Consider the following 20623-nt stretch of genomic DNA (forward strand, 5'->3'; position numbering starts at 1 on the left):
CTCCGCCGGCCTGCGCTGCCCCCCCGGGTTCCCCGGAAGGCGGGGCAGCAACGGCACCAGCCACTGCCGCCAGCTGCTCGGCAGTAATCCCGCCCGGACGGAGGATGACGACGGTTCCGTCCGGCTGTACCTGGACTACCGTCGATTCGACGCCGACTCCGGTAGGCCGTCATCCGAGACCCCGCCGATGTAACCCGGCGAGGTCCTCCATTACATGGGCGGCCGCCGTGGGGCTCGGCCGCCCGGAGCCGGTTGGCGCTCGGCGCTGCCACGGGCAGCCGGAGCGCTCAAGCAGGGCCAGCGCTGCCGGATGATCCGGCATGCGCACGGCAACGGTGTCCAGTCCCGCTGTTACACGCGGGGACAGGACACCGGGGCGTACCGGCAGCACCAGGGACAGCGGGCCGGGCCAGAAGGCATCCATCAGGGCAGCGGCGGCCGGATGGATGTCTGAGACAAGCCCGTCTAGCTGCTCCCGCCGGGCAATATGAACAATCAGCGGATTGTCGGAGGGACGGCCCTTGGCGGCGAATACGGCCTCTACGGCAGCGGTATTCCGCGCATCCGCGCCAAGGCCGTAGACCGTTTCCGTCGGAAAAGCGACCGTGCCCCCGCCGGCCAGTATGGCGGCAGCTTCTTCAAGCGACTGATGGTCAGCAGCGGAATATTGCCGTTCAGCAGCACTGCTTCCGGCAGGCTCCAGCCGCCAGTAACGGGTTTCGCTGTATGGTTGTGTCCTGTGCTGGACAGCAAAGGAATAAGGGTTGGACATCATAGTTGCATCACGAACTTTCTGTTGGAATTTCTATGCAGCGGATTGAAACGGGATTCAGCTGATCCTGTAAATAGTAACATACCTGTTCGTTAATTTACAGGGATAACCGGCGTTCTCACAGCTGCAGCATAAACAGATTTGCCGTCTGAATAGGCACAGCTCACCAAATGGGTTATATTACTTGGGATGGAAAATTAAAGAATCTGCGAGGAATGCAATCCGCAAGAAGCCAGTGACAACGGGAGGAGACGTAGATATGCGCAAAATGGTAGTACGGTTTATGGCAGTCATTATGACCGCAGTTTTATTTGTACCGGCTGGTGCACGGGAAATTGAAGCTGAGGCCGCGGTTCGTGCGGTCAGTGTGGCGGGCGGAACTGCACACGGATTGGCCGCATGGAGCGACGGAACGGTTACCGGCTGGGGGTATAACAAGTTCGGCCAGGTTGGTGACGGAACGACAATCGATCAATACATCCCGCGAAAAATTTCCGGACTCACAGATATTGTTCAAGTGGCCGCCGGTGCCAACAATTCCTTTGCCCTGAGCGCAGCAGGGGAAGTATGGGGCTGGGGCTCAACCTACGGGACATATACGAGCCTTGATCCATTGTCACCTGTACAAAGAACCAGACCGTTCAAGCTCGAGGGGCTGCAGAATGTGGTTTCAATCGTCACGAATAGTTATACAGGCCTGGCAATAAAAAAGGACGGCACAGCAACGATGTGGTACCCGTCTTTCGAATCAGCTGATAACAGCCCGATGCGTATGATCGTGCGTTACCTGCCGCTGCCCGGTGTTTCCAGAATCAAATCGGCTGTTATTGCCGGTAACGATGCGCTGTTTCTTACCGGAGACGGTGCTGTAAAACAGCTGAGCATCTATAACAGCGTATACGGCAGAGTCCGCTGGGCCAGTGATCCCCTCACTGTGAACACACTTGCCGATTCGGGGATCAGACAAATCGCCGCCTCGGGTGACAATGATGCCTTCCTGCTGCGCACAGACGGCCAGGTACTGCGCTGGAACCGTACGCTGCAGACACCGTCTGCGGTTTCAGGTCTGGGCAGCAGCTACAAGCTTCAGACAGGCAGCAACAAGCTGTTTGTGGTGAAGATGAACGGGACGCTCTGGCAGTGGAATTACAATGCCGGTGGAGCAGCCAAGCCGTTTCAGATCCCAAATGCCCAGAGCATCACTGAAGTATGGGGCACCACGGGAACCTTTGGCTTTGCCCAGCGCAAGGACGGCACGCTGCTGGGCTGGGGGGAAGGGTTTTACGGCGGTCTTGCAACGGGCAGCGGTACTGTAACCAATGACAATACCATAGCAGCCGTACCGGTTCAGCAACCGCTCCAATATTCGGTGAACGGGCAGGCCGTTGATTTTTACGGGACTTCGGCGGTGGTCGGAGGCAAGCTGTATGTCCCTTATACCAGTGTGTTTAAGGCCCTTGGAGTGAAGGCGAATATGAGCCTGTCCAATCCTGATCCGAAATATAACAACTACCGGTTTACCGTGTGGTCGTTTGTCTATGGGGATACCACCGTGCACATCAAAACCACAGATCCGGCACAGCTGTTCATTAACGGCAAAAAGTCAGGACAGGCGGTTACGCTGCATAATTATTCTGACACCACCCTCTTCCCGCTACAGCAGCTAGCTGAACTGCTAGGTATACGTGTGAACTGGAATCCGGCAACCGGTGAAGTGCGGCTGGAGGGCTGATCTGGTCCAAAGAATCCCTTAGTCGCTGTCTAGTTAAATAGAAGTTTTGCTTAAATTTAAATCATTTAAGGGTTGACACCACCTGACTTGCCGTGTAACATATGAAAAGTCGTCATGCTAATAACTTCAATATTTCTCGTATAACCCCGCAGCCGTTAAGGCATGGATAGGGCGGGGGTTTCTACAGGAAGCCTATTCTTCCTAACTACGATGTTAAAGACCGTTAAGTCGGTCCTTATCACGGAGTTAGGATTTTTTGCGTGCTGCGGCAATTCATAGACTAAGAAGTTCAGAAGATTCAGGAGGCCTATTTAACATGAAAGATATGAAATACCTGATTTCCGTGCTGATCGGAGCGATGAGCTACGGTATCCTGTCAACAATTGTTGTACTGGCATACGGCCAGGGTTACAAGCTTGGTGAAGTGGTAGGAACACAGCTGCTGACCGGCTGCATACTGGCCTGGCTGCTGGCTGCCTTCACCAAGGTGAGAGCAAGCCGCAAGCTGAGCAGCGGCGGAAGCACAACGCCAGCGGTTACACCCGCATTTCAGGCGCTTACCTGGAAGCGCCGGCTGCTGCTGATGCTGGCCGGAGCACCGACTGTGGTTACAGGTCTGCTCTACTATCAGTCCCTGCGCTACATTCCGGCATCGCTGGCGATCATTCTGCTGTTCCAGTTTACCTGGATCAGCGTGCTGATCCAGGCTGTCAGCAAACGGCAGCGTCCGGATAAAATCACCATGCTGACCCTGCTGCTGCTGTTCGGCGGCACTCTGCTGGCAGCAGGAATTCTGGGACAGGGAACCTCCCAATTCAACCTGCTGGGGGTTGCACTCGGGCTGTTGTCAGCCGTCAGCTATTCCCTGTTCATTATTTTCAGCGGCAAAGCGGTTCCGGCAGCACATCCGGCATACCGCAGCGCATGGATGGTCACAGGCGGAATGGTACTGCTGTTCATTATGTTCCCGCCGCACTTCCTCTTTAACGGGCTCCTGTGGGGACCGCTGCTGCTGTTCGGCTTTCTGCTGGGTCTGTTCGGTGCATTTATTCCGCCGGTTATGTTCGCAATAGGAGTTCCGCATATCGGCGGAGGGATGGCCGGAATACTGGGTGCAGCCGAGCTACCGGTAGCCGTCCTGATGTCGTCCTTCGTGCTGAATGAGCATGTCAGCGGCCTGCAGTGGATCGGGGTTGTACTGGTCCTTCTGGGAGTTGTGCTGCCAGAGCTGTATAAGCTGCGCTGGAGTAATTCGGAGGCCGTTGCTTCTTAAGCATTGCCAATGAAAAAGAGGTGTCCCAAATCCGCTACCGGCGGATTGGGACACCTCTTTTTGCTTGTTCGGGCAAAATTTATTGCTTGCTGCTGCATACAGCGATATAGTTCAGATCCTTGCCTGTTGTATTGAAGAAGCTGTACATCTTTTTGAACTGGACGCGGTTTTCCTTTTTCATGGCATTCCGGAAAATACGCAGCGTACCTGCCAAGCCTTCATCGCGGAGCATGCCTTTAATGCTCATAAGAGACATCTGTCCGGTCGCGTTGTCCACCTTCTTGAAGCCGGCGGAGTAGAACAGGCTTTCCCAATGAGCAACAGGCAGCGGTTCCACGTTGACGTTGATAGTACTGCGCAGCTCGGCCAGCTCATCGGCCATATTGTCTTTGGCAAATGTGATATCATGTGTGAGCAGTACGCCGCCGGGCTTCAGCACCCGGAAGTACTCGGCAACTGCCTTTTGCTTGGCGTTCTGGGCCAGCATCGTCAGCATCGCCTCATTGATGACAACGTCAAAGCTGTTATCCTCAAAAGGCAGCTTCATCGCATTTCCCTGCATGACCTGAATATAGTCTGTTAGTCCGGCAGCCTTGATATTGCTTCTGGCCTTGTCCAGCGCCCGGTTATCCATATCGATGCCGGTAATGCGGCATTGATATTGCCGTGCCAGCTGAATGGAGGTTGTGCACATATTGCATGCAACCTCCAGCACTTTGCTGTCCTTGCTCAGCCCGGCATGTCCGATCAGCCAGTTTGTTGCAGCCACACCACCGGGACGCAGCCGTTTTTTGCCCAGCTTGGCCAGAAAATTATGCCCGACTTCCTTTTTCACTGATCCGGACCTCCTTTTTGTCAGGCTTTACGACCGTCAGCAGCATCTGAAAGGCTTCCTCTGCATATAGGGCATGGGGGATATTGGCAGGCAGAATGATGGTCTCACCGGCCATCACGTTGTATTCCTTGTCTGCTATAGTGATCCGGGCATGTCCCGACAAAATATTAACCATGGCATCGCCAGGAGAGGAATGTCCGCCAATCGAGGAGCCTTTGTCCAGCGACAGGAGTGTCATGGCCAGACTGGGACGCTGGACCAGTGTCAGACTGGACACCTGCTGTTCTTCCACTGTAATAATATCCCGCAGGTCTATTACTTCTGCCTGCGGCAGTTTTTTAATAAATCCGCCTTGTTCCATAAAATAAAACCTCCTGATTAGAGTTTGATCTGCAAAAATTTACAGCCTTCGGGTGCGGAGAATTCATGCCACGTATCCGCCTGAATCCAGAGTGAGGAACCTTCGGGGAGGCTGCAGAACTGGCCGTCCACGAGCATCTCCAGCCCGCCTTCGAGTACATGGATAAGCTTGGAGAATGGCGAGGTTTCAGAGCTGATTGTTTCATCCCGGTCCATGGCATACAACACCCAGCCGGGTGCCGCTTCATCTCCGCCGGGCAGACCGGCAAAGCCCAGCGGCCTGCTGGCGATCCGGTAAGGCCTGATCTGAATCATATCTTTAAACGAGAATACTGTACCTGCACTGATTCCGTTCATATTGTCCTCCTGTATCAGTTGATAGATTGCCTGCGTTTGATATAATGGATACTAATATGAGAATCGTTCTCATTTATTGAATTGTAGCAGAGTTTTCTCCATGACTCTGTTGCCATGGCAACAGGAGGAAGATAAATTGCAGGAATATATGAATAACTTACAGAGTACTGTGTTATTTAAAAATTTCACTGAATTTGAAATACGGGCTGCCTTAAGCTGTCTCCAGGGGTCTATTAAGGATTACGCCAAAAAGGATGTCATTTTCGCACAGGAGGAGCTGCTGGATTCTGCAGGCATTATTCTCTGCGGCAATGTACTGCTGTGTAAGGAGAATATATCGGGAACACGTTTTATCTTTTCTGAGCTGGGGAGCGGAGATATATTCGGGGAGACAGCGCTGCGCCTGGCGCAGGAGCCCAGCGGCTATGAGGCGGTAGCAGGCTCGGACTGCAAGATCCTGTTCATTCGTATAAATAAAATCATCCGTCCGGGCAGCCAGACCTGCCAGCTGAGGGCACGGATTATCGAGAATATGATGTTGCTGCTGCTGGAGAACAACCGGGCCGTATATCAGAAGCTGGATCTGGTCTCCCATAAATCACTGCGGGAAAGAGTGCTTCATTATTTGAGCCTGCAGGCGCAGAAGAACAATTCATCCAGCTTTGAAATTCCGTTCAGCCGCAGCGACCTGGCCGATTATTTGACGGTTGACCGCAGCGCATTGTCCAGAGAACTGCAGCGAATGGCGCAGGACGGGCTGATTGCCTTTTCCCGTAACCGGTTTGAGCTGCTGGCCGCGGATGCCTGAAGCCTGTGATTCATCAATTCCATATTTGTCCAAGTAGTCACAATAGGCCAAATCATTCACACTACAGGAGGCTAAGACATGAAACGACTACAGAAGACATTGGCGAAAACGGGCAGGGCTGTACTGCTGGGAGCAGCTTTGACTCTTACTGGAGGCACGCTAGCGGCAGGCGCACAACCGGTCTCTGCGGCTGCAGCAGCTGATGCCCAGGCCGTCTATAATCAGTTCCGCAAATATATCAGCAACCCGTCAAGCCTGGCTCAGGCACGCAAATATCTGATCAACCATATAGATGAAGCCGGCTTCTGGTATGCGACCGTAATGACACTGCAGCTGGAAAATGCCCAGAAGGCTGAGCTGGGACGCTTTTCGGAAAAAATCTATCCGGAGAGTGTGCAGAAGGTACTGATGGAAGCTGACATTACCAATGATCTGACCTATACACAGCTGCTGCAGCGGATAAAGGATACAGGAGTCCGCCAGCTTATTGAACAGACCTGGGATAAAGGGTATAAGCTGGAGACCAGTGAGGGCATGTATTATCCGGTCGTGCATTATGAAGGATTTAAAGTGTTTAAGCCTTATATCGGCAAAGACATCTCGGCCTATATTGATATCATGGCAGCAGAGAGCAATAAGCCGTCAACTTTTGATGCTGCTGTCGTAATAAGCTGGGATGAGCTGATCGGCAGAGCGGCAATCATGAGTGATTTCGTACAGGATTATCCGAAATCGAACCGTATTGCAGCCGTAAGGGAAGAACTATCCTATACAGTTCCCATGGTTATGCTTGGAGCAGATAATACCCCGGCCTATGATTACGATACCAATGAACTTGACCCTGAGCTCCGCCGGGCCTACGACGATGTCCTGCTGGAGGGTCCCGGTGACAATGAATTGCTGAATATCATCGCCAAGCTGATTCCGCTGCTGGATGCATCCGGCAATAAGCGTACAGAGGAGGTTTCAGCTTATCTGGAGCAGGTGGTAGACCGCTATACCAATCTCTGATCTGACCTCCTTGCAGGAAGAACCAGATCTATTTGAAGCAAGGGATTTTGAACGGATATTAAAGGAACAAATCAGCCAAAAAAAGGACTGAACAGCATCCCTCTCAGGGAAGTGTTCAGTCCTTTTTTACATAAAAAAATGCCTTATATATGGCGAACATGTGAAACTTATAAATTTTATACCTCTATTATACCATAAAATAACAAAAAAATCAAGTATTGTTTGACCGGCCAGCCGGATGTTACAACTGGAATGAGGTGATTAAAGATGAAGAACAGAAGCTTGACCGCTCTGGTCAGCGCGTTTGCCAGAGCCTATCATGCAGAGCATAACCAGCATCCCGTATTTAATGATAGTCTAGCCAGGGCTATGCTGACAGATGAGGAGTACCGTAACATCGGATTTAATATGTCACAAGGAACCGGGTTCTTCCTGCCGGAATTCAGAGGTTCACAGGAGGAAGGGCTGAGGGCGGTTGTTGACTGGCAGCTGTCTCCGACTCCGCTTGGCCGGGCAGCCTTTACCGAGCAGGCACTGCATAATGCGGTAATGCTGGGAGCAGGCCAGTATCTGATTGTTGCGGCCGGATATGACACGTTTGCTTACCGTCAGCCGGAGTGGGCAAATCACCTGCAGATCTACGAGATTGATCATCCTGCCACAGCAGAGGACAAGCGGCGGCGGACAGCCGTGTTACCTAACGGCAAGCCTGCCAATGTACATGAGGTGCCTGCCGATTTGACAGAAGCAGGGTGGGAGAAGCAGCTACTGGCGGCTCCTGAATTTGATCCGTCCCGCATCAGCTTCAGCAGCCTGCTTGGCATCAGCTACTATCTGACCAAGACTGAGTTTAAGCAGCTGCTGTCAGTGCTTGCAGATAGGCTTCCTGCCGGAAGCAGCTTTGCCTTTGATTATCCCGACGGCCTTACCTTCACTGCGGAAGCCGGGGAGCGGACCCAAAAGCAGCTTATCATTGCCGCACGGTCAGGCGAGCCCATGAAGGCGAGCTATACTTATCCGGAGCTGGAGCAGCTGCTGGAGGATTGCGGGCTTCTGATCTATAGGCACCTTACACCGCCGGAAATAACCAGGGAGCTGTTTCAGGCCTACAATGACAAGCAGCCGGAACATCCTCTTAGCGCTTTTGATAATGTGAACTATTGTCTGGCAGTTAAAAGGTAGTGTATAACCGCCCCTTTAGCAGTTCGTCCATGTTATTTGCCCGAAAAGTCCATGTTCAAAGCCTGCAGATTTCTCTATCATAACTACTATGATAATGATTATCATTATTAACAAAATTATATGTTGGAGAGTGGTAGTAGGCTATGAAAAAGAGAATTATGGGTATGGTACTTGCCGGGGTCATGGCACTGGGCATCGGTTCTGCAGCAAGCGTGAGTGCAGCTCCAGTCAACGTTGCAAAAGCTACAACGGCCACGCAGAAGATTACTTATAAAGGCAAGGTATACACCGTACCGGCCAAGACTGATAATATCGTCATTACCGGGGCACTGGAAGCAATGGAAGACGCGCTGGTATTGAATTTTAAACCAAAAGGCATGATTACAGTCGGGGGTAAATTCCCTTCATTGTTCTCTAAAATTTCAACCGGGGTTAAGGGAATCGGCGAAAAAACAGAGCCTGACTTCGAAGCCATTCTGAAGATCAAGCCTGCCGTTATTCTCAGCAGCACCAAATTCCCGGCTGAAACCAATGAAAAGCTGGCTAAAATTGCGACAACTATTCCTGTATCCCATATTGCAACAGACTGGATGGACAACCTGAAGCTGCTCGCAGCGCTGACAGGTAAGCAGAAGGAATCCACCCAGGCCATCGTTAAATACCAGAATGAGCTGAAGGTGGCCAAGACCAAGCTTGCCCCTAAATTTAAAGATAAGACAGTAGTAGCGGTACGTATCCGCAGCGGCAACCTGTTCCTGTATCCTAAGGATGTCTTCTTCAACCGTTCCCTGTATGCGGATCTCGGCGCAGCCGTGCCAAAAGAAGTACAGTCGGTAAAGGCACAGCAGAATATTTCTCTGGAAGCCTTCGCTGCAATCAATCCGGACTACCTGTTTGTGCAATTCTCAAAGGATGAGAATGCAGACAACCCTAAGGCACTGGAAGAGCTGCAGAAGAACGCGATCTGGAAGAGCCTGAAAGCAGTGAAGAACGGAAATGTCTATGTTAATCTGGTAGACCCGCTCGCTCAAGGCGGAACAGCCTACAGCAAATTCTCCTTCCTTGAAGCTTTGATGAAGACCAAGCTGTACACAGGCAAATAAAGAGAAATCATGTATAATTTTCATAAAAATGCAGGGAGCCGCAAAACGGCTCTCCTTTTTTTACGGTTACAAATAAAAAAATCAGATAACAGTGTGTTTTTTTACAAAAAGGAGTATTCGATCAAGTGTTTCTATGGTACAATTTAACTAATTTGTCGAAAAAGCTCGCATGAGGGCGGATTGTAACAGAGCGGGGATGCTGCCGCTTCATTACCGATTCCCTGTGAATACCTCCCGGGCTATTCTCCGGCTAGTTATTACCCGGATTCAAACGGCAAAGCCAGCAAATTACAACAAGAAAGCGGTGTTTAGATGAGTAGCAGATTTAATGGGAAAGTAGCAATCGTGACCGGAGCAGGAAGCGGGATCGGACGGGCTACAGCCCTCAAGCTTGCCAGTGAAGGTGCATCAGTAGTCTGTGTGACCATTTCCGAATCGGGAAAAGCTACGGTCCGTGAAATCACTGAACAGGGCGGAGAGGCGCTTTTTATCCAGGGCGACGTTTCTAAAGAGCCTGTTGTACAGGGCGTTATCCAAGAAACCATCGAACGCTACGGTAAAATTGACTGCCTGTATAACAACGCAGCCATCACCGGTGACAACACGCTTGTAGTAGACTATCCTTTGGAAACGTTTAACCGCGTTATCGAAACAAATCTCTACAGCCAGTTCATGATGATGAAATATGCGCTTCCGCATATGACATCAGGTTCATCCATTCTGAACTGCGCCTCCCTGCATGGTACTATCGGCATGGCCGGCGATGCTGCATACTCCGCAAGCAAGCACGCCATTATCGGCTTGACCAAGTCTGTAGCGGCTGAGGTGGGTCACCTCAACATTCGTGCGAATGTGCTTGCACCGGGACCGGTTCCGACTGTGATGATGGGCCGTTATGAGCGTCTGCTGTCTGATGATGTGGAAGGTCTGCAGGCGGCAATTGCCTCCGGTACGGCACTTAAGCGGTATGGTACTCCGGAAGAAGTAGCGAACTTTGTCTGCTTCCTGCTGAGTGAAGAGGCAGGTTTCATTACAGGTACTGTTCATTTGATTGACGGTGGCTATTCAGCTACCAAATAATAGCTCTTCCTGACAGGGAACTGTATATTATTAAATACATTAATTATATTCCTTTTTCTCTCAACAAAGCTTAAACAAAAACCGATATAAATCATATGTACATATGATTTAATATTATACTTGGAGGAATCAGCATGCCTTACACAATGGAAGTTAACACTGCAAAAAATCAAGTGGTTGTAAAAGCAATGGGCCTTACCGAAGCAGATGTGCCTTCTTACATCTCCGATTTCGAAAAAGCAATGAAACAGCTCAAACCGGGCTTCACCGGGATTACTGATGTAACAGGTTCCCCGACCATTCTGTCCCCTGAGGTTGCTGCAATGCTGGCTCCTACAGGTGAAATGGCTGTTGCCAACGGTCTTGGCGGCTGGGTTTATGTTGCTAACTCTCCAATCTGGAAAATGCAGATGAAGAGACTGTTCGGAAGCTTTGCTGTACACTATCCGACTTATGAAGAAGCAGATGCTTACCTGCTAAGCCTGAAGAAATAAGCTGCAGCATTACAGGAAGGGCCCTTCGGGGCCTTTTTTTTATACATAAGTTCAGATGCAGTATAGATTGAGCGTAACCTTCCTGCCCACAGTCCGTATAAGGAGGAGAAAAAGCCTGCACCGTGTTTGTTTAGCAGGACAAATCCAGTTGTTTACAGTACAAATAAGAGCCAAGGGTTGTGCATCGAATGAAAGAAAACTTCAGGAAGACAGCAACAGAGGAGTATGGCAATGCGGAACAGAAGGCGCTCAAATACTTCACGGCACTTCATAACCAGGTTACCAACAAATTGCAAATCCAGGTCCTGACCGAAGACATTCAGATATGGAAAAGAAATCATCTCCGGCGCTTCAGCGGATTATCCTTTTTCTCAAGAGCAGGCCGTAAACCGGATACCCGGGATTTTTACCGGTACATTCAGTGGCTTAAAGTTACAGGGAAGCTGACAGAATATCTGAACCGCAGCATCTCCTATATGTACATGAGAGATTTAGGCAAGGATTTGAATGCTCCGGAGACGCAGCGGCGCATACAGCGCACAGCTGATGATATGAGCCGGCTTCTGTCAAGACCCCCCGCCAGGAACGGCACTACGGGACCGGAGTTTATGAATCTGGCGGAGGTGTACCGCTGGGCCCGGAAAGAAGGTATAGAGACGGCAATCATCTGGCTGTTCAAGAAGCTGCGGGCCGTAGCTGCCCATATTCCCGAGGGAATGAGCGCAGAGCATGCCCAGCGCAAGCTGATCAAGATTATTATCGGGGTTGTCCTGCATGTCATTGACGAAATGGGGGAAGATGCAGCGCCGGCGGAGCGCTCCCGCAGACTGGACGCTGCAGTGAGGCTCGGTTATTCCTACGGTCTGACCTATCCGTTTGTGGATGATCTGCTGGATTCGAGTATTCTGACTCCCCTTGAAAAGGAGCAGTATTCCGCATTAATCGGCAGTGCACTGCTGTCCGGGGAAGTGCCTGAGCTGGGCGTATGGTCCGGTCAGAACAGGCAGCTGATACAGTACATCCATAAGGAGCTTACAGAAGCATTTGTCTATATCAGGGATCATCAGGATGCGGACAGCCGGCAGACCTTTTTTGCCCAGTCCCATGTCTTTTTTCAGGCTCAGGATATTGACCGGGTCAAGCTTCTTTCCTATAAGGAATACACCAATGAGGAGCTGTATATCCCCGTCATTCTGAAATCGTCCTCATCCCGGCTGATTGCCCGTTCAGTGATTAGTGCTCCCCCGGATGAAGGCTTTGAGGAGCGGACCTTTTTCTTCGGCATTTACAATCAGCTGGCGGATGATTTTGCCGATATGGAGCAAGACCTGAAAGACGGGGCTGTCACCCCTTATACTTATTATTTAAAGTATCATCAGGAAAGGCCTGATCTGATTAATCCTTTTGAAGTCTACTGGGCGGTTGTTGCCAACCTGATACACAGTGTCTACCATTCTGATTCCAAAGCACGCGAAGTTATACTGGACAGGGCGGTCAACGGGCTTAAACGGTACAGGGAACGTGCTGGAGCCGTCAAATACAATGAGACGATGAAGCTTTTTGCCGGCGACTTAGGGGAGTTGGGCCGTTTACTGCAGAAAATGGTCAGCAAGGCGGATGACGTGGACTTTTTTGACAAGCTGCTGCGTGACGGGTTAATCGATCAGCTCAAACAGGATGCCCGGGAGCAGGAGGAATTCTCCGGCACCCTGCAAAATGTCCGCTCCCTGATCAATAATGAACTGAGGTTCAGCAGTCCGCAGAGCCTGCCGGTTATGCAGGAACGGCTGATCCATGCCGCCAATTATAGTCTGGAAGGGGACGGGAAGCGGGTGCGTCCCATTCTGACCTGGGTTATGGGTGTGAACGGATACGGGCTGGACGCACCGGCAATCATGCCTCTGCTGCGGTCGCTGGAATATATGCATACGGCATCGCTGATCTTTGATGATTTGCCTTCGCAGGACAACGCGCCGACCCGCAGAGGACGCGAGACGCTGCACCAGGTTCAGAGCAGCGCGGTAGCCGAATTAACCGGACTGTACCTGATCCAGCAGGCGACCTTCCAGCAGGCGTCCCTGATCCGCTTCAAGCCGGAGACCGTATTGGGCCTGATCCGTTATTCGGCGCAAAAGGCAGCGGATATGTGCATGGGACAGATGATGGATCTCGATTCCAAAGGTAAAGCCCTGACTTTGGAGCAGCTGGACAGGATATGCTTTTACAAGACAGGAGTCGCTTTTGAGGCTTGTCTGGTGATGCCGGCGATGCTGGCTGAAGCGGAAGAAGCGGAGATTGAAGCACTGAAGCGGTTTGCTTACCATATGGGGATTGCTTTTCAGATCAGGGATGATCTGCTGGATGTGGAAGGGGAAGCTCATGTGCTCGGCAAGCCCGCCGGCAACGACGTACTCAATAACCAGTCGAATTTCGTCTCGATTCTCGGGCAGGATGGTGCCGGAAAGGAAATGTGGCAGCATTACTGTCTGGCAAGTGACGCGCTGCAAGAAATTCCCCGCAATATCCCTTTCCTGAAGCATCTGCTTAATTATGTGGTGAACCGGGAGCGGTAAATGAGTATGCTAAAAAGCCCGCATAGAATGCGGGCTTTTTTGTGCTTTTTGGTAAGCTTCAGGGTTATCAAACCATCCGCATAATTTCGTCCACAATCAGCCGGGGCTCTGAATACATGATCATATGCCCGGAACGGCTGGCTTCGACGAGCCTGCTGCCCGGGTGGCCTGCCGCCGTTTTCCGGTGGGCTTCAAGCAGCACAGGTCTGGTCTTCTTCTCCATCCGCGAAATATGGGTGCCGGAGATGATGGTCAGGGGGATACTGCCGAGCGGCACCGGCTGGTCCAGCAGTCCTTTCAGATCCCGTATGAAATCCCTGCCCTCTGCAAGTATGGTCCGGCCTGCCTGCGCCGTAAAGTCCTCACGCTTGTGATCAGCATAAATCTCGGCAGGCTGAACCCTGCCGGGTCTGCTCCCGATCAGCTTGTACAGGCCGCTTTTCATCATCAGTGGAATAATGAAGTCCATTCTGCCGTAATGCTTCGCTGCAGCCTCGCTGAAATACATGCTGCAGTTTTCATCCGTCGGATCGACGAGAATCAGCCCACGGATCAGGCCGGGGCCAAGTGAGGCTGCCACAGAACGGACAACCGGTCCGCCCCAGCTGTGGCCGACCAGAATGAACGGTCCGCTGCCAAGCTGCTGCAGAAGACAACTCAGATCCCCGGCAATACGGGCGAGCGTCCGTGGAGCAGAGTCGGCTTCGCTGCGGCCGATGCCTGCCCGGTCGTAAACGACAGCGCGTGTTGCTTCCCCGATCAGCGGCTGTACAAGCCCCCAGCATGAGCGGGACATTCCCATGCCTGATTCGAACACGACAGTGACTGCTCCGCTTCCTCTCTCCATATAATGAAGCTTACGGCCGTCAGGAGTTTCTATATAATGGCTGATTCCGAATGGATGTGTTTGTGTATCCGGCAATAGCGTCTCCCCCGTCAATTAAGAATGATTATCAATTGGTTTCATTGTAAGCGAAGGGAAGAGAATGGACAAGCCTTGCCGCAAATACAAGACAAATAGAGCAGGGCTCAGTTTATTATTCAATAGATGGAGATTAGCTCTTTCGTATATTCATGCCTGTCCTCCGCGAACATGTCCTGCCGGGCAAATTCGTCAACGAATTGCCCTTCACGCATTACCAGTAGGCGGCTGCTCATCCGGCTGACTGCAGCCAGATCATGGGAAATAAACAGATAAGCCAGATTCAGCTGGCGCTGCAGCTGCTCCAGCAGCGTGAGAATGGCCCCTTGGGATAACACATCGAGACTCGCTGTCGGCTCATCGAGCACAATCATCGCCGGTTCTATGCTGATCGCCCTGGCTATGGTTACCCGCTGCTTCTGGCCGCCGCTCAGGTCATGAGGATAACGTCCGGCGAGGGAAGAGGGCAGCTCTACTGCTTCCAGCAGCTCATCAACAAAGGCAGAGCGGGAAGAGCTGCTGAAATAGTTGTGCTGCATATGGCGGCTGTACTGGTTATACGGGTCCAGCAGGCTATCTCTGATGCGCAGCCGCGGATTAAGAGCCGCAGCAGGATTCTGGAACACGATCTGCATGTCCCGCCGGTAGGGGTTCAGCTGCTTTTCATTCAGCTGCTGGATCGGCTGCCCCTTGAAGGTTATAGTTCCGCCGGTTACCGGCTCAAGCCGCAGCAGACAGCGTGCCAGTGTGCTTTTTCCGCAGCCGCTCTCTCCAACAAGGCCCAGGCATTCGCCCTGTTCCAGGCTAAAGCTTACGCCACGGATAGCGTGTTTGCCGTTCTTGTATTCTTTGGTCAGCTGTTCTACGGACAGCAGAGATGTACTCACCCGCCCACCTCCTGTAGTCCGGACGGCAGGCGGGTCAGCACAGGGGCGGCAGCGATCAGCTGGCGCGTATAATCGTGACGCGGGTGATCGAGCACCCTGTGCGTTCCTCCGGCCTCCACAATCCGGCCTTCCTTCATGACGGCAATCCGGTCGGTATGCCGCCGGACATGCCGCCAGTCGTGGGTGATAAACAGGATGGAGCAGCCGGTGTCCAGCCGCAGCCTGTTCAGCAGGCTCAGCACACGGTGTCCGCTTACACTGTCAAGTGCTGTAGTGACTTCATCCGCAATAAGCACATCCGGTGTGAACAGCAGGGCAAGCGCGATGGAGGCGCGCTGCAGCTGGCCGCCGCTTAGCTGAAAGGGATACCTCCCCGCCAGGCTGCCTTCCAGTCCGACGGATTCCAGGGCAATAGCGGTACGGCTCCGGGCTTCTTTGAGATTTTCTTTATCATGGATGGCGATCGCCTCGCTGAAATGCTGGCCGATGGTACGGAAGGGGGCGAAGGCAGCCTGATAATCCTGGAAGATGTAAGCCAGCCTCCGGCCTAACACCTGTCTGATGTTTCGGCGGTTCATTCCAGTCAACTCAGTATCACCTAAACGGATGCTGCCTTCGGCAGACAGGTTGGGCGGAAGCAGAAGGCCGGCACTGCGGGAGAGCAGGCTTTTGCCGCTGCCGCTCTGCCCGACCAGGGCGTGCCATTCTCCCGGCAGGACATTCAAAGACACACGGTCAACGAGCACCCGTGAACGGTTACGTATCGTAATCTCATCAAAATGCAGCATTATCCGCGCACCTCCTTTTTAACGTCGTATAGATCCCGGATTGAATCTCCCAGTACCGTAAAGCACAGGACGACTAGTACAATTGCCAGTCCAGGGAAAAGCATCAGCTCGGGAGCAAGCTGGAAGTAGGGCCTTGAGTCGTTCAGCATCGCTCCCCATTCCGGTGTCGGCGGCTGCACACCAAGCCCGATATACGACAGCGAGGAGATCAAGAGAATAACCTTTCCCAGATCAAGACTGGCCAGGACCAGTACCTGTCCGGCAATATGCGGGAGCAGATGCCTGGTGAGCATCCTGGCCGGAGACAGACCGTTGGTACGGGCAGCGAGCATGTAATCCTGCTTGGATTCGGTTATAACGGTGGTTCGTACTACCCGGGCATAGCTGACCCATTTCACCATTACAATGGCTATGATCATGCTGTGCAGACCGGGCCCGAGCAGCCCGCTGAGTACAATGACGACGATCATGTCCGGGAAGGCCAGGAAGCCGTCGGCAATACGCATGAAGACGCGGTCCAGCCAGCCGCCGCGGTAACCGGCTACCATGCCTGCCGCGGTGCCAATCAACAGTGCGGCGGCGAGGGCAAGCAGGCTGTATCCTATGGTCTGCTGTCCGCCGAGCATCAGCCGGGTCAGCACGTCACGGCCCAGATGGTCCGTTCCCAGCGGGTGATCCAGGCTTGGCCCCTGCAGGCGGATGCCCAGATCCGTCAGCGTCGGGTCATGCCGCAGAACAAAAGCTGTATAGAGGTATACAAGAAGCAGGAGGGCAGCGAATATAGCGGCTGCGCCAAGCCGCAGCTTCCTGGCTGGACTGGTCTGAGTCTCTTTTAGCAAGCGTAGCATTTCTACACCCCGCCTCCTTTTAATCATAGCTCAGGCTTCAAATAACGGTTAAGAGAATCAACCCCTGTATTTACAGCAAATACAGTAATGGCCATAACGAGAATATAGCCCTGGATAACCGGGTAATCACGCTGGCGGATGGAGTCCACAATCAGTTTCCCGATGCCGGGATAAGCAAACAGCACCTCGATGACGACGACTCCGCCGATCAGGCTGCCCAGACTGACGCCAAACACCGTAATGACAGGCGGCAGGCTGTGACGGAAAGCATAAGTCCAGAAGATGCGCCACTCCGGAATGCCTCGGGCTCTGCCGGAGACGATGAATTCCTCTCCCAGTGAGTCCAGCAGGCTGGAACGGAGCAGCCGGAGATAGACGCTGGAAATGGCCAGTCCGAGGGTAAGAGAAGGCAGGATCATCGAAGAGAGGCCGCTGCGCCCCATTGTGGGGAGCCAGCCCAGCTGGACGGCGAAGAGATCAATCAGGATCAGGCCGAGCCAGAAGCTGGGCACGGCTGCACCGATCACGGACAGGGAGCGGCTGAGCTTGTCGAGCCAGCTGTCACGGTAAAGCGCGGACAAAGAGGCAAGCGGCAGGGTGAGCATGATCATGACTGCCAATGAGCCTAATGTCAGCTCCAGAGTAGCCGGCAGGCTGTCAGTAATCAGCTCAAAGGCCGGCTCGCCGGTGGCATAAGAATTGCCGAAGTCCAGCTGCAGAAATCGTCCCAGCCAGTGTCCATACTGGACAAGGAGCGGATCATTGAAGCCCATTTCCTCGCGTAAGGCTTCAATCTGTTCCTGGCTTACCGAGAGCTCGTCAACGTTCAGTATGGTCAGCGCGGGATCTCCGGGAGCAAGCCGGATGAACAGGAAGCTGATAAAGGTTATAAAGAGCAGAAACAGGACAACTTCTAGAAACTTGCGGGCAATAAGACGCAGCATTATTCCTGAACATCCAGTTCATTCGTGATCATGTAATACTCACTCCGGGTAGTTACCCAGTTCTTAACCTTCTCACTGTTATAAGCGACAATGGTGGACGGATGAAGGATGAAGGAGTTGATCATCTGCTCATGGACATAGCTGGCAGCCTGTTCTGCTAATGCTGCACGTTCTTCTGCACCCACGGTCTGATTCAGCTTATCAATTATAGCAGTCAGCTCCGGCTGTTCGGCCCCGCTGAAATTAAGGGCTCCGTCCGGATGATAGGTGGCATTCAGATAATAGCCGGCATCTCCGCGGGGAGCGGTCAGATTGCTGTAGGTGGCCAGATCCCAGTCCCGGTTCGAGGCCATATAATCCTCGGGCGTATCAATCTGGCGGATTTCAACCGCTACCCCGATCCGTTTCGCATCTGACTGGAAGACCTGGGCAATCAGCGGAAGGTCAGCACGGGCGCTGTATGTAAGCAGTACTAGCTGAAGCGGCTTGCCGTTCTTCTGCATAACCCCGTCCTGAAGGGAGTAACCTGCTTCATTCAAATATTGGACAGCGGCTGCTTCACCGCTTGGCCCCGGTTCAAAGGATGGGGCGAACGGCAGGGAGGGCAGGAAAGGGCCTTTTGCAGCTTCACCGTAGCCAAGGAGGATAGTATCCACGATCTCCTGCCGGTTAATCAGCGCATCCACCGCGCGGCGGACCCGGACATCCTGCATGCTGTTGCGCTCCATGTTCATCGTCATCTGATGCACACGGAAGGTAGAGGTAGCCTCTACTTCGATCCCTTTTTGTGCCCGCAGTACTTCCAGGCTTTCCACTTCGGGACGTAGACAATGTCTACCTGGCCGGACTGCAGGGCGAGCGTGCGGGCATTGGCATCCTCGTTAAAGGAAAAGGTGACGGAATCAAGTTTGGACGCACCGTCCCAGTACGCATCATAGCGCGCAAGCTCAAGCTTGCTGCCCGGGGCGAAGGAGACAAGCCGGAACGGGCCGGTGCCGGTGAGCCGCTGGTTGAAATCACTCTCCGTCACATCAATGATGGACACGTTCGGGTTGACCAGCTCGCTGATGAACTCCGGAAAAGGCCGGGTAGTCGAAATCCTCAGCTGATTGCCCTCCGCTTCAATCTGACTGATGTTGAGCGCATTGCGGATGGCAACGTTCTCGGTCATGGCCCGCTCCAGCGATGCTTTTACAGAAGCGCCGTCCATTGTTTTGCCGTTGTGGAACGTGATGCCTTCCCGCAGGTTAATGGTCCAGTGTATACCGTCCCCTCCTTCCCAGGATTCAGCAAGCCAGGGGACGACCTTCAGCTGTTCTTCGTCCAGCTTGACCAGCGTTTCGGTAATGCCGGCGCGCAGCGGGACATAGCTGGAATCGACATGCGGATCGAGTGAACGGGTGGAGAAATTATAGAGGAAATGGATATGCTTTTTATCTGTGCTTTCGTCTGAGGCGCTTTGCGGACTCTCTGAACATGCGCTTAATAGAGTCAATATAACGAGCATGGGCAGACTCAGGCAGAGCCGGAAGGCTGTGCGGGAGGAGAAAAAACGCAGCGGAGATGGTTGTGTACTCTTTTTCATGATGCACCCTCTTAATTAGTAATGGTTACGAATAAAGATATTATCGTAAATATTACGATTAATCAAGAATAAATCTTTTAGATACGGCAAAAGACCGAATCAGCTGCTCTGAGAGAGCGGTGATCCGGCCTTCAATCTGAAAGGTATAGGTGTTCAGGTAAGCTGCCGCTTCAATACTTCTGCATCCTCGATGCATAACGGATTCGCCCAAAAGTCCACATCCGGACGCTCAAGAAGTATTTTAAAGTTCCTATACTCAGCCATAAACGCTTTAACAGGATGATTTGTTAAACGGTATCCGTTTTTTATATCAAGCAGCCGCATTTGCTGGAATAAAGCTTCTCTGCCCGCAGCAAGGTCATTAAGATTAATGATCCAATAAGGAAAATCACCACAGGGGCTTAACATCATTAACAACCGGTCCTCCTCAGCCGGACCTTCGCTAAATAGCCTGCCCGAAGGATAATATACTAAACGCTGCTCCCTGGATCGTTCATTAAATTCAAATTGCTGATACTGGAGGTCTAGCGGCTTGCCGGTGTACTCAGTAACGATGTCATCCAAACAATTCTCGTACCATAAGGCATTTTCCATTGTGTCGGCTTTTTCTGCATTGAAGTAGAGAGAATCAAACCTTTCCGCTCGAATAGGTCTGCCATACCAGGCCCCGTCATCAGAATAAATATACCCTTTTGTCAGTTCAGCCAAGGCAGAGGCAATAAGGCCATAAGCCAGATTGATAATTGCAGGCTGCCCCGCTGATCTGCGGAATGTCCAGTAATGCCCGATAGACAAAGAGTCAATCACGTTGATGTATGTATCTCCATACTCTCTGAAACTATCCCAAATCTCCAAAGTGAGCTCATCAACTTTACAGTAATAGGCATCCGTCCCTCCGCCATCACTCGGTTCAACATAAAACCAGGCATACTCTGCATCCCAATCTGCAGTTTGGAGACTTGCATCACCTGGCAAAAGGATGGCTTCATCCAGTCGGACATGAATTTGCGGCATCTGCTTCACTTCATATCCTTCTAAAAAGCGGCTCAGCTTCCTGTTAGAAAGCTCC

At 52.3% G+C, this 20623-nt stretch carries 18 protein-coding genes and 2 pseudogenes; 9 read left to right on the forward strand and 11 right to left on the reverse strand.

All coding sequences use genetic code 11. The annotated features are described in order from the left end of the window. Positions 1–775 (reverse strand): annotated as a pseudogene (locus AWJ19_RS17870) (L-threonylcarbamoyladenylate synthase); the annotation flags it as partial. Positions 776–1031: 256 nt separating this feature from the next. On the opposite strand from AWJ19_RS17870, the gene AWJ19_RS17875 reads away from it, so the two are divergent. Both AWJ19_RS17875 and AWJ19_RS17880 read left to right on the forward strand, forming a co-directional pair. Further along, on the forward strand, positions 1032–2504 hold the full coding sequence (locus AWJ19_RS17875; protein WP_068725759.1) for a hypothetical protein: 1473 nt from the start codon (positions 1032–1034) through the stop codon (positions 2502–2504). A gap of 325 nt (positions 2505–2829) precedes the next feature. Further along, complete coding sequence (locus AWJ19_RS17880; protein ID WP_068725890.1) at positions 2830–3777, forward strand: DMT family transporter; 948 nt, start codon at positions 2830–2832, stop codon at positions 3775–3777. Positions 3778–3856: 79 nt separating this feature from the next. On the opposite strand, the gene AWJ19_RS17885 is transcribed toward AWJ19_RS17880, so the two are convergent. Genes AWJ19_RS17885 through AWJ19_RS17895 form a run of 3 tightly spaced genes read right to left on the reverse strand, consistent with a single transcriptional unit; the run spans position 3857 to position 5329 of the window. Continuing rightward, the gene (locus tag AWJ19_RS17885; protein ID WP_068725761.1) at positions 3857–4612 is read right to left on the reverse strand and encodes a class I SAM-dependent methyltransferase; all 756 of its coding nucleotides are present in this window, start codon (positions 4610–4612) and stop codon (positions 3857–3859) included. Continuing rightward, complete coding sequence (locus AWJ19_RS17890; RefSeq protein ID WP_068725763.1) at positions 4590–4973, reverse strand: cupin domain-containing protein; 384 nt, start codon at positions 4971–4973, stop codon at positions 4590–4592. The genes AWJ19_RS17885 and AWJ19_RS17890 overlap by 23 nt, the downstream gene beginning before the upstream one ends. A gap of 17 nt (positions 4974–4990) precedes the next feature. Then, on the reverse strand, positions 4991–5329 hold the full coding sequence (locus AWJ19_RS17895) for a cupin domain-containing protein (RefSeq protein ID WP_068725767.1): 339 nt from the start codon (positions 5327–5329) through the stop codon (positions 4991–4993). Positions 5330–5477: 148 nt separating this feature from the next. Between AWJ19_RS17895 and AWJ19_RS17900 the strand changes: the two genes are divergently transcribed. The 7 genes from AWJ19_RS17900 to AWJ19_RS17930 all read left to right on the forward strand — a co-directional run bounded on the left by AWJ19_RS17900 (position 5478) and on the right by AWJ19_RS17930 (position 13580). After that, on the forward strand, positions 5478–6137 hold the full coding sequence (locus AWJ19_RS17900) for a Crp/Fnr family transcriptional regulator (protein ID WP_241781798.1): 660 nt from the start codon (positions 5478–5480) through the stop codon (positions 6135–6137). Positions 6138–6215: 78 nt separating this feature from the next. Continuing rightward, positions 6216–7148 carry a hypothetical protein gene (locus tag AWJ19_RS17905; protein ID WP_068725769.1) on the forward strand — a complete coding sequence of 311 codons (933 nt, stop codon included), beginning with the start codon at positions 6216–6218 and terminating at the stop codon, positions 7146–7148. Positions 7149–7415: 267 nt separating this feature from the next. After that, positions 7416–8330, forward strand: a complete 915-nt coding sequence (locus AWJ19_RS17910) for a class I SAM-dependent methyltransferase (protein WP_068725770.1) — start codon at positions 7416–7418, stop codon at positions 8328–8330. A 143-nt stretch (positions 8331–8473) separates the two neighbouring features. Next, positions 8474–9433, forward strand: a complete 960-nt coding sequence (locus AWJ19_RS17915; RefSeq protein WP_082707974.1) for an ABC transporter substrate-binding protein — start codon at positions 8474–8476, stop codon at positions 9431–9433. 312 nt (positions 9434–9745) lie between these two features. After that, positions 9746–10513, forward strand: coding sequence for an SDR family oxidoreductase (locus AWJ19_RS17920; RefSeq protein WP_068725771.1), 768 nt, complete (start codon positions 9746–9748; stop codon positions 10511–10513). Positions 10514–10647: 134 nt separating this feature from the next. Continuing rightward, positions 10648–11007: a hypothetical protein gene (locus tag AWJ19_RS17925; RefSeq protein WP_068725772.1), complete on the forward strand. Its 360-nt coding sequence runs from the start codon at positions 10648–10650 to the stop codon at positions 11005–11007. Between the two features lie 188 nt (positions 11008–11195). Further along, entirely contained in the window at positions 11196–13580 is a 2385-nt protein-coding gene (locus tag AWJ19_RS17930) for a polyprenyl synthetase family protein (RefSeq protein ID WP_068725773.1), read from the forward strand. Between the two features lie 67 nt (positions 13581–13647). Here the strand turns inward: AWJ19_RS17930 and AWJ19_RS17935 are convergent, their stop codons facing one another. From AWJ19_RS17935 to AWJ19_RS17965, 7 genes and pseudogenes are all read right to left on the reverse strand, one after another. Further along, on the reverse strand, positions 13648–14502 hold the full coding sequence (locus tag AWJ19_RS17935) for an alpha/beta hydrolase (protein WP_082707975.1): 855 nt from the start codon (positions 14500–14502) through the stop codon (positions 13648–13650). Positions 14503–14621: 119 nt separating this feature from the next. Then, positions 14622–15389, reverse strand: coding sequence for a dipeptide/oligopeptide/nickel ABC transporter ATP-binding protein (locus tag AWJ19_RS17940; protein ID WP_068725775.1), 768 nt, complete (start codon positions 15387–15389; stop codon positions 14622–14624). Continuing rightward, a complete protein-coding gene (locus tag AWJ19_RS17945) occupies positions 15386–16177 on the reverse strand; it encodes an ABC transporter ATP-binding protein (RefSeq protein WP_068725776.1) in 792 nt (263 codons plus the stop codon). Before AWJ19_RS17945 ends, AWJ19_RS17940 begins: the two co-directional genes overlap by 4 nt. After that, on the reverse strand, positions 16177–17025 hold the full coding sequence (nikC, locus tag AWJ19_RS17950) for a nickel transporter permease (RefSeq protein ID WP_068725778.1): 849 nt from the start codon (positions 17023–17025) through the stop codon (positions 16177–16179). The genes AWJ19_RS17945 and nikC overlap by 1 nt, the downstream gene beginning before the upstream one ends. Before the next feature lie 23 nt (positions 17026–17048). Further along, positions 17049–17969, reverse strand: coding sequence for a nickel ABC transporter permease (gene nikB, locus AWJ19_RS17955; RefSeq protein WP_068725779.1), 921 nt, complete (start codon positions 17967–17969; stop codon positions 17049–17051). Then, positions 17969–19476: pseudogene (gene nikA / locus AWJ19_RS17960) on the reverse strand (nickel ABC transporter substrate-binding protein). Before nikA ends, nikB begins: the two are co-directional and overlap by 1 nt. 231 nt (positions 19477–19707) lie before the next feature. After that, the gene (locus tag AWJ19_RS17965) at positions 19708–20577 is read right to left on the reverse strand and encodes a hypothetical protein (protein WP_128083639.1); all 870 of its coding nucleotides are present in this window, start codon (positions 20575–20577) and stop codon (positions 19708–19710) included. Positions 20578–20623 lie beyond the last annotated feature (46 nt).

It is taken from the genome of Paenibacillus sp. DMB5 (genome assembly GCF_001517085.1).
In the GTDB taxonomy this organism is placed as follows: Bacteria; Bacillota; Bacilli; order Paenibacillales; family Paenibacillaceae; genus Paenibacillus_AQ.